General features: G+C 66.3%; 13 protein-coding genes and 1 pseudogene. 7 read left to right on the plus strand and 7 right to left on the minus strand.

What is annotated here, in order from left to right; genetic code table 11:
- Positions 1-97: 97 nt before the first annotated feature.
- Together QF050_RS14030 and QF050_RS14035 are read left to right on the plus strand one after the other, a co-directional pair.
- On the plus strand, positions 98-1,711 hold the full coding sequence (locus QF050_RS14030) for a phospholipase D-like domain-containing protein (protein WP_308930959.1): 1,614 nt from the start codon (positions 98-100) through the stop codon (positions 1,709-1,711).
- A 120-nt stretch (positions 1,712-1,831) separates the two neighbouring features.
- The gene (locus QF050_RS14035) at positions 1,832-2,851 is read left to right on the plus strand and encodes an NADPH:quinone reductase (RefSeq protein ID WP_308930960.1); all 1,020 of its coding nucleotides are present in this window, start codon (positions 1,832-1,834) and stop codon (positions 2,849-2,851) included.
- Between the two features lie 37 nt (positions 2,852-2,888).
- Here QF050_RS14035 and QF050_RS14040 read toward each other — a convergent pair whose 3' ends face one another.
- The 4 genes from QF050_RS14040 to QF050_RS14055 all read right to left on the minus strand — a co-directional run bounded on the left by QF050_RS14040 (position 2,889) and on the right by QF050_RS14055 (position 5,691).
- A complete protein-coding gene (locus QF050_RS14040) occupies positions 2,889-3,080 on the minus strand; it encodes a three-helix bundle dimerization domain-containing protein (protein ID WP_308930961.1) in 192 nt (63 codons plus the stop codon).
- Between the two features lie 203 nt (positions 3,081-3,283).
- Complete coding sequence (locus QF050_RS14045) at positions 3,284-3,505, minus strand: hypothetical protein (RefSeq protein WP_308930962.1); 222 nt, start codon at positions 3,503-3,505, stop codon at positions 3,284-3,286.
- 75 nt (positions 3,506-3,580) lie between these two features.
- Positions 3,581-4,552, minus strand: a complete 972-nt coding sequence (locus QF050_RS14050; protein ID WP_308930963.1) for a glycosyltransferase family 9 protein — start codon at positions 4,550-4,552, stop codon at positions 3,581-3,583.
- On the minus strand, positions 4,549-5,691 hold the full coding sequence (locus tag QF050_RS14055) for a glycosyltransferase family 9 protein (RefSeq protein ID WP_308930964.1): 1,143 nt from the start codon (positions 5,689-5,691) through the stop codon (positions 4,549-4,551). The genes QF050_RS14050 and QF050_RS14055 overlap by 4 nt, the downstream gene beginning before the upstream one ends.
- A gap of 197 nt (positions 5,692-5,888) precedes the next feature.
- Here QF050_RS14055 and QF050_RS14060 point away from each other — a divergent pair, with 197 nt between their 5' ends.
- The 5 genes and pseudogenes from QF050_RS14060 to QF050_RS14085 all read left to right on the plus strand — a co-directional run bounded on the left by QF050_RS14060 (position 5,889) and on the right by QF050_RS14085 (position 10,513).
- Entirely contained in the window at positions 5,889-6,191 is a 303-nt protein-coding gene (locus tag QF050_RS14060; RefSeq protein WP_018761323.1) for a DUF4193 domain-containing protein, read from the plus strand.
- 162 nt (positions 6,192-6,353) lie between these two features.
- Entirely contained in the window at positions 6,354-7,094 is a 741-nt protein-coding gene (locus QF050_RS14065; protein ID WP_308930965.1) for a M50 family metallopeptidase, read from the plus strand.
- Between the two features lie 28 nt (positions 7,095-7,122).
- Positions 7,123-8,211, plus strand: coding sequence for a glutathione S-transferase C-terminal domain-containing protein (locus tag QF050_RS14070; protein ID WP_308930966.1), 1,089 nt, complete (start codon positions 7,123-7,125; stop codon positions 8,209-8,211).
- Positions 8,212-8,256: 45 nt separating this feature from the next.
- Positions 8,257-9,367, plus strand: a pseudogene (locus QF050_RS14075) (serine hydrolase domain-containing protein).
- A 93-nt stretch (positions 9,368-9,460) separates the two neighbouring features.
- Entirely contained in the window at positions 9,461-10,513 is a 1,053-nt protein-coding gene (locus QF050_RS14085; protein WP_308930968.1) for an FUSC family protein, read from the plus strand.
- Positions 10,514-10,527: 14 nt separating this feature from the next.
- Here QF050_RS14085 and QF050_RS14090 read toward each other — a convergent pair whose 3' ends face one another.
- Genes QF050_RS14090 through QF050_RS14100 form a run of 3 tightly spaced genes read right to left on the minus strand, consistent with a single transcriptional unit; the run spans position 10,528 to position 14,147 of the window.
- Positions 10,528-11,445, minus strand: coding sequence for a MaoC/PaaZ C-terminal domain-containing protein (locus QF050_RS14090; protein WP_308930969.1), 918 nt, complete (start codon positions 11,443-11,445; stop codon positions 10,528-10,530).
- Positions 11,442-12,782 carry a 3-oxoacyl-ACP reductase gene (locus QF050_RS14095; protein WP_308930970.1) on the minus strand — a complete coding sequence of 447 codons (1,341 nt, stop codon included), beginning with the start codon at positions 12,780-12,782 and terminating at the stop codon, positions 11,442-11,444. The genes QF050_RS14090 and QF050_RS14095 overlap by 4 nt, the downstream gene beginning before the upstream one ends.
- 9 nt (positions 12,783-12,791) lie before the next feature.
- Positions 12,792-14,147, minus strand: a complete 1,356-nt coding sequence (locus tag QF050_RS14100; protein ID WP_308930971.1) for an acetyl-CoA C-acetyltransferase — start codon at positions 14,145-14,147, stop codon at positions 12,792-12,794.
- Positions 14,148-14,155 lie beyond the last annotated feature (8 nt).

A 14,155-nucleotide genomic window follows, 5' to 3' on the forward strand; every position in this document is an offset into this window, starting at 1 on the left:
GATACCGGCAACGCCCGGAGATACTGCGGCGGCCCGCGTCCGTAGGCTACGTTGGGAACGAAGAGGCCTTCCCCGGGGCCCGGACAAGGAGCGCCGATTGGACAACATCGCCGGCAAGTGGTTCCTGAGCAGATCCGAGCGGGGAAATCCTGCCAGCGCTGTGCAGGCGGGGAACGACGGATCCCCGTCCTGGTCAGAGGGAAACCTGGTGCGGCCCTTGGTCCATGGCGCGTCCTACTTTTCCCGCTTGCATGAAGAACTGTCGGCTCTGCAGGCCGGTGACCGGGTATGGTTCACGGACTGGCGCGGGGATGCGGATGAGCGGCTATCTGCGGACGGCCCCACGATTGGTGAGGTTCTGGCGGGGCTGGCCCGTGCAGGGGTGGAAGTCCGTGGACTCGTTTGGCGGTCCCACGGCGAACGGGTATCGGCCCCCATCAGCGGGCGCTCCAACGAACTCCTCAGCCGGCAAATCAACGATGCCGGAGGCGAAGCGCTGCTGGATCAGCGCGTGCGTCTCTTTGGTTCCCATCACCAGAAAATGGTGGTCATCCGCCGTCGCGACGACCCTTCTAAGGACGTCGCTTTCGTCGGCGGGCTCGACCTCTCACACAGCCGCCGGGACGACGCCCGCCATGGCGGTGACCCGCAACCGGTAAAGATGGATTCCAAATACAGTCAGCGGCCCCCGTGGCACGATGCTGCATTGGAACTCCGCGGCCCAGTGGTGGCCGATGTCCTTGCGGTTTTCGCTGAACGGTGGAACGATCCGCACCCGCTGGACCGACACACGCCCTACCGCATGTTGCTGCAGCGCCTGGCCCGGATGCCCCGTCACCCCAAACCGCTTCCGGCCGCTGCCCCTCCCCCACCACCGGCGGGCCCGCACGCGGTGCAGCTGCTGCGTACGTACGGCCGGAAGCACCCACCTTTCCCGTTCGCTCCCAGCGGGGAGCGAAGCATAGCCCGCGCCTACGCGAAAGCCTTCTCCCAAGCCCGTTCACTCATCTACATCGAGGACCAGTACTTATGGTCAACCGAGGTCGCGGCCGGAATCGCAGCGGCGCTGGAGCGCAATCCTGAGCTGCAGGTGATCATCGTCGTACCCCGATATCCGGACTCGGATGGTCGGGTAGGCGGCCCGCCCAGGCGGCTGGGGCAAGTGCGCGCCATCACCATGCTCCGGCGGGCCGCGCCGGACCGGGTCGGGGTGTTCGACCTGGAGAACACCGACGGCACCCCCATTTATGTCCACGCCAAGATCTGCATCATCGACGACGCCTGGTTCACCTGCGGATCGGACAACTTTAACCGCCGGTCCTGGACCACTGACAGCGAGCTCACGTGCGCCGTCGTCGATACCTCCGGCTCCGGAAGCGGCAGCCCCGCCGAAGCCAACGAACCTGCCGCACCCGGGCCGTTGGCCAGGGAACTTCGAACCCAGCTCTGGGCCGAGCACCTGGGGCTGGACACCGAAGACCTGCGACTCCTTGCGCGAACGGCCGGGCTGGACCTGTGGAACAGCATTGCCGATGCCCTTGATCAATGGCACCGGGACGGGCGCCGGACGCCTCGGCCTTCCGGACAGGTGCGCCGCCACACCATAGAGCCCCTGCCGCCGCTCCACCGGCTTTGGGCCGATCCGCTGTACCGCCTCGTAGTGGACCCGGACGGCCGCCCACGCTCCCTCCGCGGCACAGACAGGTTCTAGCCGCCGGACAGGTCCCCCGGAGACCGGCGACCGGGGCCGAACAAACCACCTGCACGGGGCACGTTGCGGCCGCGGTAAGTTGTAGCGGTAACTGCAGCCGAGTGCGGATTTGGAGTAGACATGAAAGCCATCGTGTACGAGGAGACAGGCCCATCATCGGTCCTGAAGCTCCGCGACAAGCCGCTGCTGGACCCCGGTCCGGGCGAGGTCCGGGTCCGACTGCTCGTGTCCGGGGTGAACCCTACTGACTGGAAGTCCCGCTCCGGTGGCGGGAGCACGAAGCTCGACGCGCCCAAGGTTCCGAACCAGGACGGGGCCGGGGTGATCGATGCGGTAGGTTCCGGGGTGGCCGGGTTCGGCGTCGGGGACCGTGTCTGGCTCTGGGACGTGGCGTGGGACAGCAACGAAGGCACTGCGCAGGAGTACGTCACAGTGCCCGCCGGGAAGGCCGTGGCCCTTCCGGCCGGAGAGTCCTTCGACGCCGGCGCCTCGCTCGGCATTCCCGCACTGACCGCCCACCGCGCCCTCACCTCGACAGAAGGCGGACCGTCCCGGCTCTCCCCCGGCGTCCTGGCCGGGCGGACCGTGCTGGTCACTGGAGGCGCGGGAGCTGTGGGACATGCAGCCATCCAGTTGGCACGATGGGCCGGGGCATCAGTCATCACCACCGTCAGCGGCGACCATAAGGCGGAACTGGCACGGCGGGCGGGCGCCGGCACGATCATCAACTACCGGACGGACGACGTCGTTCGTGCTGTCCGTGAGGCGTGCCCGGACGACGTGGACATCATCGTGGACGTCAACGCTCCGGCGAACATAGAGGCGGACCTTGAAGTACTCAAGCCGGGCGGAACGATCTCCGTCTACGCCGCAAACCCCGGAGACTCACTCACCGTGCCCATCCGCGAAAGCATGACCAAGAATGTCCGGCTGCAATTCATCCTCACCTACACGGTTACCGATGAGCAGAAGCAGCAGGCCGTGGCTGCTGTCTCCGAAGCCCTCGAAGCCGGCGCGCTTCGCGTCGGCGAAGAACATGGGCTGCCGCTGTCACGCTTCCGCCTGGAGGAAACCGCAGCTGCCCATGACGCCGTAGAACAGGGCATCATCGGAAAAGTGCTTATCGACGTCGCGTCTTAATTTGCGGGGACCGGCGGTGGCGATGCCGCTCCAGGAACTATTGCGAAAGCCGGTCCCTCGCCGCATGTTCAACGAGCACCGGTATGAACGCGCGCACCCTTCCGGTGTCAAGCATGCTGTGCTCTTGCTGCACCACTTCCTCGATCTGCTCCCGGGACAGCGCGGGAAACCTCGCCACCAGCCGGTCCACCACTTCGCCGAGGGCCCGCAACTCTTCGCTTACTCCCATCCGGAAAGTGTCAGCGGTCCGGGCGAACCTCGTCAAGACTTGACGATCCAGGCAGCCGTGGAGAAGTTTCCGGTGGGACGGGGCTCAGGATCCGGGTGGGACGGGGCCAAGGGAAGGCGCACGACGGCAAGCGCCGCGTTAGGTCGAAATCTGCCTCGCCATCGCGCCGGTCGCCGGGGGCACCCGCCGGCGTCCCGTTGTCGTCAGTGCAGATGCAACCTCCGGGGCCGGGTATGGCGGTGCACGCGCGAACCCGCCACGGCCGGACGGTACTCGATCCGCCGTTTTTCCGTCCGGATGCCACGGCGTTCCTGCCGCCGGGCCTTCCGTTCCGGACGGTCGATAGCGGACAGGATGGTCAGCGTAACCGCCATCCACAGGAGGGCGGTCCCCAACACCAAGGCGATCTCCAGCTCAGTGCTCATAATCACAATTTTAGGCCTCGACGGCCGTGGCCGACCCCCGCAGATCCACATCAAAGCCGTCTAAACCCACAACACCTAAAACACTCCCAGATCCCTGATTGCTGCCATGACATCCGGCACCTGGACGGCCAGCAACGCCGGATCAGGCTGATCCGCGAACGTATCGCCGCGCCGCAGGTCAGCACGGGTCAGAACAGTATGTGGCCCCGGTGGCGGACCCCAGATTTCCGGCGGCGCGGGCCCGAACAGCACCACTGACGGGGTCCCGTACGCAGATGCGAGATGCGCAGCTCCCGTGTCTGCCGAGACCACCAGCCGTGCAGCAGCGATGGTGGCCGCAAACTCCCCCAGGCCGAGCCCACCTGCCAGCACTGAGGAGTCCGGGAGGCCAGCGAGGCGGCAGACTTCCCCGGCCCGGCCCCGCTCGGAGGTACCCCCTGTGAATACCACCCGGTGTCCCGCCGCTGCGAGCGCCGCCGCCACCGCTGCGAATCGCTCCGCAGGCCACAGCCTGCTGCCGTAGGCGGCACCCACATGCAGGACGGCGGCACCGGGTACGGGGCTCGGAATCCGAGGCCGCTCAAGCTGCACGTCGAGTGGATCAGCTGTTATCCCATGCCATTCCAGGAGCCGGACCCAGCGTTCGCGCTCGTGCAGTTCCGGCCTCCATGGCGGACCATCCCGGTGAACGCTCCGGTGGCCAACGGTATACCGCGCCTTCAAGGCCTCGACCCGGCCTTGGCTTTCCGGGCCGCTGCCGTGCAAGTTGACGGCGACGTCCACCAGGCCAGGCTCCACAGCCAGTGGCTCGTCCAGGCCGTGCGTGGGCAACAGCTCATAGCCACCCACCAGCTCCAGGGCTTCGGCGAGCCAACCCTGCGCCGCGTACCGGAGCCGGTGCCCCGGATATGCCCTCCGGAGGGCTTTAAGTGCGGGCACCGCGACCAGCAGGTCTCCCAGCTTGAGGGCCCGAAGCACCAATAGCTCCGGCCGCTGGCCGGTGGGCGTCGTAGCGCTGGATTCCGGGACCATTTCCGCGCCGTTCATGCGGCCTGGGTCGCGGACTTCAGAGCGTTTAGGCTGCGGACATCCTCGTAGACGTCACCCACCCCGATATCCGCAACCAGTGAGTCGTCGTGGGCGCAGCGCGGTGCGGTCCAGCCCACCTGCGTGATGTCGATGCCGCACGTGGGGCATGCCGTGATCCACGAGGCGTGGACCCGGTGAAGGCTTCGGCCCAGGGCGCCTGCATTGATCACGTTGCCCACCCAATAAATTCCGACAGTGGGCACGCCGAGCGCCTGGGCCAGATGCCGCGGGCCGCTGTCATTTGCCACCACGACGTCAGCGTCCGCGAGGACGGCCACCAGTCCTGCCATATTGAGTTCCCCGGCGATTGAGTGGACTGCGGGGGTTGCAGCCAATGCGGCTATCCGGTCAGCAAGTTCGCGTTCGCTGCTGTCCCCGATGAGGAGCACGCGTGAGCCATCGGCCGCGCAGGCAGCTGCCAGCTGCGCAAATTTTTGCGTGGGCCAGCGACGGCGGGGGTCGGTTGCGCCCGGGTGGATCACTACGAGGGGGCGGGCCCTGTCGCGGCCGGCTGCTTCGGGGACAGCTCCGCCTGCGGCGGGAACCAGCCGTGCTTCAAGGTCAACGGGAAAGGCGCCTGCGAATCCTGCCACCTCCAAGGCCCGGAGGGGTTCGTGTTGATAATAGAGGTAGGGGACGCTTCGCTCCAGGTGTGCCGCATCCGGGGTGCGGGTCCCTACCGTGTGGCGGGCTCCGAGCCGCTGCAGGAACGGGTTTGAGTATCGTCCGCCACCATGGAGCTGGACGGCAAGGTCAAAGTTACGGCACCGCATGTCCGCAAAGAACGCGGCAAGTTCGTCGGGATCTTCATCCCCGGGCCGCACTCCTTCGGCAAAGGGCAGGATCACCACTTTATCTACTGGGCTTTCCACCGCCTCGAGCAGTGCACGGTGGATCGGCGTGCCCAGTAGCGTTATCGTCGCAGCCGGGTAGGCCGCCTTCAGGGCAGCCAAGGCGGGAACGGCGAACAGGAGGTCACCCAGGCCGCCTCCCCGCAGCACGGCAATTTGGGATACGGCATCAAACTTCTCCAGTATCGGGCCAACGCCTGCACCGACCTGTTCCGAACCTCCGAACCGTGCGGTGGGTCCTTCCACGACAGCCCCTTCCATTGTCCAGCGGACGGCCCCCGCCGTCCTCTTCCTGCGCAGCCGGACTCCGGCTGGTGGCCGGCAGCTGCTCTTTGAACATGTACCCAATCACCGGCGCGTGTACGCTCCCTGTTGGGGAATACGGGCCTGATGCTGTACGTTTCATACCCGACAGCCAATCAAAGAAAAGAGAAGCACCTAAAGTGGCAACCGATTACGATGAACTGCGTTCCGACGTCAAGGAATCGCAGGACAACTCACTTGAGCAGCTCCAGTCAGCAAATGCTCCCGACGCCCGCAGTGTTGTGCAGGAGTTGGACGAGGCTGACGGGCTGGACGGCGCCGGCGTCCCTGGCGGCGAATTCGTCGCTGAGGAGCTCGTAGTCCAGGTCATTCCGCAGGCAGAGGACGAATTCACCTGCTACTCCTGTTTCCTGGTCCGGCACCGGTCCCAGATTGCCCGCCAGAAAGACGGCCACAGCTACTGCACCGAGTGCGAAGGCTAGGAGGCCGGCACGTTCCGGCGGAAACGCCCGGAATCTCCTGAACAAGAACCGAGGGGCACGCCGCAAAGGGCGTGCCTCTCGGTTTTAAAGCATTCGCCCAGACAAGGTGCGTAACGTGCGGTCAAGCACTTACGACGACGACCCGGCAGCCAGGAGGCAGCGTTGGACAGCCCAGCGAGCTTGTGGAACACCTTCGCAGCGGCCTTCACCCAGGCCGCCGTGCCCAACATCACCTGGGTAGAAATGCTGTTGTCCCTGGCAGCTGCAACGGCGCTGTCCATTCCGCGCCGTTCCTGGCGCTACTTCGGGCTTCTCGCCACCGCCACCCACGAACTGGGCCACGCGTTTGCCGCCGTCACCTCGGGGCAACGGCTGTCCGGGATCCGGCTCCGCCTGGACCACTCCGGAACAACCACCACCTACAGCCGGAGCCGTCTGGCTGCTGCCTGGTCGTGTTTCTGGGGCTATCCGGTCCCGGCCGTTGTTGGTGCGGCTTTCGTGTGGAGCGGAGTCACCGGGTGGGGCGCCGCAGCCATGGCCGTGAGCATGGTGGTGCTGGCCGCGTCCCTGCTTTTCCTTCGCAACCTTGCGGCTTTCCTCATTACGATCGCCGCCATAGCCGGCGCTGCAGCCCTCACGTTCCTCGCACCGGCCGCCGTCGCCGGACACGCCGCCGTCATCTTCGGCCTTGCCCTGCTCGTGGCCGCGGTCCGGGACCTGGCTAAACTCACCCACGTCCACCTCCGGCGTCGCGATCGACTGGGGACTTCCGACGCCTACCTGCTGTACCGCGCCACCTCCGTACCGTCTGCCGTCTGGATAACAATCTTCAGTTTCCTCGTGGCCGGATCATGGCTTGCGGCCTGGTTTCCGGTCTCGCAGATCCTTCTTGGCGGGACCTAGGATGTCCGGTGGCGCATACGCTAAGAGCATGAGCGAGGAAACGGACAGCACTCCCACAGCGGCGGAAGACACCACCGGGCACAGCACCCGAGGCGCCTATGTGACCGGTGGCGCCGGGTTTACCCGTGATACCAACTACATCGAGGACCGCATTACCAAGGACGCCGCGCCCGGCAGCAACGGAGAGCACGGCTGGCCCGTGGAAGCAGGACGGTACCGGCTCATTGCCGCCAGGGCTTGCCCGTGGGCAAACCGGACCGTCATAGTCCGAAGGCTGCTTGGCCTCGAAGACGCCATCTCCCTGGGCCAGCCCGGACCCACCCACGATGCCCGATCCTGGACCTTCGACCTCGACCCGGGCGGCGTGGACCCCGTTCTGGGCATCGAACGACTCCAGGAGGCCTATTTCAAACGCTTCCCCGGCTATCCGCGGGGCATCACCGTCCCCGCGATCGTGGACATTGCAACCGGAGAAGTTGTGACCAACAACTTTCCGCAGATTACCCTCGACTTTTCGACCGAATGGGTGGAGTTCCACCGGCCGGGCGCACCGAAGCTCTACCCCGAGCACCTCCGCGAGGAGATCGACCAGGTCAACAAGCGTGTGTTCACGGAAGTCAACAACGGCGTGTACCGCTGCGGCTTCGCCGGCTCACAGGAGGCCTACGATTCGGCCTACGACCGGCTGTGGACCGCGCTGGATTGGCTGGAAGAGCGGCTCTCACGCCACCGGTACCTCGTGGGCGACACCATCACCGAAGCGGACGTACGCCTGTTCACCACATTGGCCAGGTTCGATCCCGTCTACCATGGCCACTTCAAGTGCAACCGCCAGAAGCTGAGCGAGATGCCGCACCTGTGGGGGTACGCGCGGGACCTGTTCCAGACTCCCGGATTCGGCGACACCATCGACTTTGTCCAGATCAAGCGGCACTACTACATCGTGCACGAGGACATCAACCCCACCGGTATTGTCCCCTCGGGGCCGGACCTGGGCGGATGGCTCGACGACCACGGCCGCGAGTCCCTGGGCGGACGGCCCTTCGGAGACGGTACTCCGCCGGCACCGGTGCGGCCGGGCGAGGAAGTGCCGCCCGGACACGGGGCAGAGGACTAGGCGGAAACCGCTCGCAGGAAATCGCTTTCCCTTATGCTGGGAGGCATGCAAACTTCCCTAGGCTTCGTTGCACCCGGATACGGGAACGTGCTGGCGTTGTTCGAGTCGCTGCTCGCTGAGGACCCCCACTACAGTGCCCAGCTTGCCGCGTATCAAGGCTCCCGCCAGGTGGTCCGGCTGACCGGAGGCCCGGACATGGCGCCTGACACCGTGACGGGGGCCTACTCCTGCTCCAAAGGGGTCGGCGCAATGGTCATCGCACTGCTGGTCCAGGACGGCCTCCTCGATCTGGACAAGACGGTGGCCCATTACTGGCCGGAATTCGCCGTCCATGGCAAAGACAGGCTGCTCGTCAGGGAAGCACTGTCCCATCAGGCCGGGCTGACGGGAATCGACGGCGGCTTTGGCCTTGCCGAGTTCACCACGTCCGAAGCTGCGGCGCGGCTCGCCGCTGCCCCTCCCCTGTGGGAGCCCGGGCGGCAGTTCGGATATCACGCCCTCACCATCGGAATCCTGATGGAGGAGCTGTGCCGCCGCACGGCGGGCGAGCCATTGCAGGCTATCTATGACCGCAGGATCCGGACGCCCCACGGCGTGGACTTCTTCCTCGGCCTGCCGGAAGAACTGGAACCGCGTTACCGGGACGTCCTCTACCAGGACGCGCGGGACCAAGGGTGGGTGGACCCGCTCAGCCTGGAAGGCATTAACGGCAACGCACCCGTCAGCACCATCATGGAGCTGCCAAACATCCGCGCAGTCCGCGCAGCAGGCATGTCCGCCGCCGGAGGGGTCGGGTCCGCTGACGGGCTGGCCCGCCTGTATGCGGCGGCAACAACCGGCGTCGACGGCGGCCGGCCCTTCCTCTCGGTCCCCACCATCGAGGCAATGTCCCGGGGAGCAGGTGTGGGGCCTGGACCGTTCTTCGGGACTCGACAAAGCGTTCGCCGTCGTCTTCATGAAACCGCACCCGTCACGGAACTTCGGCAGCCACCGCGCCTTTGGCCACGAGGGAGCCAACGCCGCGCTCGGCTTTGCCGACCCCTCCTACGGCCTTGGCTTCGGCTACATCCCCCGGCGCCAAGAGGAGGGGCGGACACCGGGCAGGGCCCACCGGCTGGCCACCGAAGTGCGGCGTTCAGCAGCCGGCTTGTCCTGACGGGGTCCCGGCCCTACTGTGGTCCGGATGGGCAATACTCAAGCACGACCGGAGGCACGGTGGGCTCGGGGGACCCAACTTCTCAAACAATCGGTGGACGGAATCTCTGCTGCCTTCGCAGCACAACGGCTGCAGCTGGCGGCCAAAGCCGCGCTCGCCGCGGGCGTGGCCTTCACGATCGCTCCACTCATGCCGGGCGCGGCGTCGCACTACACGTACTATGCGCCACTGGGCGCCCTTGTGGCGATGTACCACAACGTGGCCGGCTCGGTTCGGAACGGCCTTCAGGCCATCGCAGGTTTGGCGGTGGGGATAGGCCTGGCCTTCATCCTGGTCAGCATTTCCGATCCCTCGCCCCTGACGGTTGCTCTCTTCATGGGCGTCGGGGTGCTCCTGGGCGGCCTGCCCGGCATCGGTTCCGGCAGTGACTGGATCCCGACGGCGGCACTCCTGGTTTTGCTGGTCGGCGGCAGGAATGCCGAGGACTTCTCCTACGGGTACCTCCTGCAAATGGCCGCTGGCGTGGCGGTGGGCATCGCCGTAAACTTCCTGATCTTTCCACCGCTGCACCTGAATGCGGCCGCCACCAGCCTGGCAGAGCTCAGGCGCGCCCTTGGCAGGCAGTTGACCGATATGGGAGCAGCCCTCACGGAGAAGTGGCCGCCGGAGCATGAAGAATGGTCGCGCAGGTCAGAGGAGCTTTCCGACGCGGCGAGATCGGTGCGGCACCTGGTCAAAGAGGCTGACGCCAGCCGGCGCGCCAACCCGCGGCGAAAGCTGCACCCGAGGGACATCGACCAGGACTACCGCGACCTGCAAAACCTGGAGCAGGTCACCTTCCACATCCAGGACATGACCGACGTGCTTTCCGACGTGATTTGGAACAGCGACCTGCCCTATGACATCCCCTTGGAGGACACTGAACCGCTGGCCGAAGCAATCACGGCGACCGGAAAGTTGCTGTCCACAGACGACGAGGGTGCAGACAACGGGCGCCAGGGCCGGTACGACGCCGCCAAGGCGGCAGTGGAAGCCTGCATGGCCGCCACCACCGCCAGGCAGGCGGAGAAGGGGACCGTCCCCGCCTCCGAATCGGTCCTCCTGAGCCTGCACCGCATCCTGCGCGCCGTCAGGCCAAAGGACTGAGCCGCCTGGCGCCTCTACGCCTGGAGCGCTGAGACTGTGCCACTGAAGTGGCGGCGCCCCGAACGCGGATTCCATGCGACGAAGCGCGAATGCTTCCACGCACCCGTTGCGGCCTGGTCCGTACTGATCTCCAAAGCCACCCGGCACGGCAGGAAGACCGGCGCTTCAAAATCCACGTCCCAGCTGAAGGAGTCACCGCGGGAAGGCCCGACGTCCGCGAGCGCACGCGAGGCGAGGTACATCCCATGGGCTATCGACCGCCGCATCCCCAGCGCCTTGGCCGACAACACGCTCAGGTGTATCGGATTGAAGTCACCTGAAACGGCGGCGTACGCACGGCCCGTGTCCACCCCCAGGTGCCACAGAGCCGTCGGGGCGGGCGCCGTGAAATCCGGTTTCTGCGCGGTGGCGGACGGTTTGTCGATGCCCGGAAGGAACACCCCCTTGGCCAGGTAGGTGGAGACCCCCCGCCAGTGAATGTCCGCCGAGCCCGCGCGGCGCACCTCTGCCACCACATCCACCTGCGTTCCCGCCCGGTGGCCCCGAAGGTTCTCCACCCTGGCGGTTACGTCAAGGACGTCCGTGAAGACCAGCGGCGTTCTCTGCTCAACGCTGTTGCGCAGGTGGATCATCCCCAACAGGGGCAGCGGGAAGTCGTCCCGGTTCATGACGCTCATGGCCAGTGGAAAAGCCAAGGCATGGATGAAGCCGGCAGGCAGGACGTCGCTGGCGGTCTCGCCGATCAGGTGCTGGTACGCCGTGAGGTTTCCAACGTCCACCGTAACGCCCCTGACTTCGTGGCTCTCGGCAGGAAGATCGGCCGAGTCATGCGTTCCAAGAAGCCTTCGACGTGCTGCCTGGGCGGCGGCATTGACGTACAGCTTGGACAGCGAGGGCATCTCACCGAGGATCACTGGTTGCTGGAGTGTCATGCCCCCACCAGGTTCTGCCCGCACACCCGCAGCACCTCTCCGTTGATTCCGCCCGCGGCGTCGCTGGCCAGGAACGCGATGGTTTCCGCCACGTCCGTGGGGAGGCCGCCCTGCTGCAGCGAGTTGAGCCTGCGCGCCACTTCCCGGACGGCAAAAGGAATGCGCGCGGTCATCTCGGTTTCAATGAACCCGGGCGCGACGGCGTTGATGGTGCCGCCATTGGCGGCGAGCAGCGGGGCGGTGGCCCGTACCATGCCCATCACGCCGCCTTTGGAGGCAGCGTAGTTCGTTTGTCCCCTGTTGCCGGCAATGCCGCTGGTGGAGGCAACGGACACGATCCGCGGTGATGAGCGGAAGTGGTCCGAAGCCAGCAGGGCTTCGTTGATCCGGAGCTGGGCCGCAATGTTGATGTTGATGACCGAGTTCCACCGCGCCTGGTCCATGTTGGCCAGTAGTTTGTCCCGGGTGATCCCGGCATTGTGCACCACAATATCCAGGCGGCCGTGCCGCTGCGCTGCATGGTCGAGGATCCGCCCGCCGGCGTCCGCGCTGCTGATGTCCAGCTGCAGTGCCGTAGCCCGCACCTCGTTGGCCACGGCCGCCAGCTGGTCCCCTGCCGCCGGAATGTCGACAAGGAGCAGCGTGGCTCCGTCGCGGTGCAGCGTCCGTGCAATTTCGGCGCCGATTCCCCTGGCGGCGCCGGTCACCACGGCGACCTTGCCCGACAGCGGCCTTTCCGGGTTGACGGGAAGGGCACCCTCTTGCGAGGAGACTTTCAGGAACTGCCCGTCAACGAATGCCGACCGGCCGGAAAGGAAGAACCTGATGGCGCCCAGTGCGCTGGGGCTCGTGCAGGTGGTGCCCTCCGAGAGGAGGACGCCGTTGGCTGTGGCGCCTGCCCGCAGCTCTTTGGCCAGGGACCGCAGGAAACCGTCGACGCCCTGGCGGGCAGCCGCGGCCGCAGGGGAAGGTACGTCCGCTGCAGGCCGGGACACCGTAATGATCCGGCCGCCGGGGCGCAGGTCCCGCAGTGAGCCTGCGGCGGACAGTACCGGCTGCTCCAGGTCCGTCGGATGCTCCAGCTCGTCGAGGACCAGGATGATGGCGCCCAGCTTTTCGGCCGGAACGGCGTGCCTCCGGACGTCAAGGTCCCAGGACAACAATTCGTTGGCGAGGCTGTCAGCCCCTGGAGTGTTGCCTACGACGACGACAGGGCCGACGACCAAAGGTTGTCCGGGCTGGTAGCGGCGGAGCACCGCGGGCTGCGGGAGCCCGAGCTTCCTGGCCACGTTGCGGCCCAGGCCGCTGTTGACCAGCTGGGTGTAAGTATCCGTCATGACTGCCCCCTACACAGATTCCAGAATCGCGACAACGCCCTGGCCGCCGGCCGCACACACAGACACCAGGCCCCGGGCGGGCCGCCCCTCCACACCTGCCTTCGCGTGGAGCATCTTGGCCAGCGTACCCACGATCCGGCCGCCGGTGGCAGCGAAGGGGTGGCCCGCTGCGAGAGATGATCCGTTAACGTTGAGGCGTGAACGGTCGATGCTGCCGAAAGCGCCGTCCAGCCCCAGCCGGGTCCGGCAGAATTCCTCGTCCTCCCAGGCCGCAAGCGTGCTGAGGACTGTGGCCGCGAAGGCTTCATGGATTTCGAAGAAGTCGAAGTCCGCCAACGTCAGGTTCTGCCGGGCCAGGAGCCTGGGAACTGCGAAGGCGGGGGCCATCAGCAGGCCATCCTTGCCGTGCACAAAATCCACGGCTGCCGCCTCGGCGTCCACCACGGCCGCCAGTTTGGGCAGGTCGCGGGCATCGGCCCAGTCATCGGAGGCGAGGAGGACGGTGGAGGCGCCATCGGTCAACGGGGTGGAGTTGCCCGCCGTCATGGTGGCGCCGGCGCCGAGGTTCCTGCCGAACACCGGCTTCAACGACGCCAGCTTTTCCAATGAGGTGTCAGCGCGCAGGTTGCCGTCCCGCGTCAGTCCACGGTAGGGAGTCAGCAGGTCATCGAAGAAACCTGACTCGTAGGCGGCCGCGAGGTTCCGGTGACTGTTCAGCGCCAGTTCGTCCTGCGCTTCGCGGGAAATCTTCCACTGCGCAGTAGTCAGCGCCTGGTGCTCTCCCATGGACAGGCCTGTGCGCGGTTCCGCCGTGCCGGGCGCCAGCGGGGCCAGGTCCTTTGGCCGGAGGCGGCTCAGGATCTGGAGGCGTTGGGGAAGCGTTTTGGCGCGGTTGAGGTCAAGGATGATGTCGCGGAGCCCCTCGCTGACCACCACGGGAGCATCGGATGCTGAATCCACGCCGCCGGCTATGGCGGAATCGATCTGGCCCAGCTTGATCTTGTTGGCCAGGCCCACCACTGTCTCCAAGCCGGTGGCGCAGGCCTGCTGGAGGTCGTACACCGGCGTTTCGGCGGACAGGGCAGATCCAAGGACGGCTTCCCGGGTGAGGTTGAAATCCCTGGAGTGCTTGAGGACGGCGCCTGCGGCAACCTGTCCGATGCGTTCGTCCTGGAGGCCGAAGCGTGCGATCAGGCCGTCGAGGGCCGCGGTCAGCATGTCCTGGTTGGAGGACTTCGCGTAGGCGCCGCCCGACCGCGCGAAGGGAATCCTGTTGCCGCCGACTATCACCGCCCTGCGGGGCGCGGGAACTGCTGCTCGAACTGATTCATCAGGTGCTGGCGTGGACTGTCCGTCTATGGACATGGGTGGCT

The organism is Arthrobacter sp. SLBN-112, assembly GCF_030944625.1.
Lineage (GTDB): Bacteria > Actinomycetota > Actinomycetes > Actinomycetales > Micrococcaceae > Arthrobacter.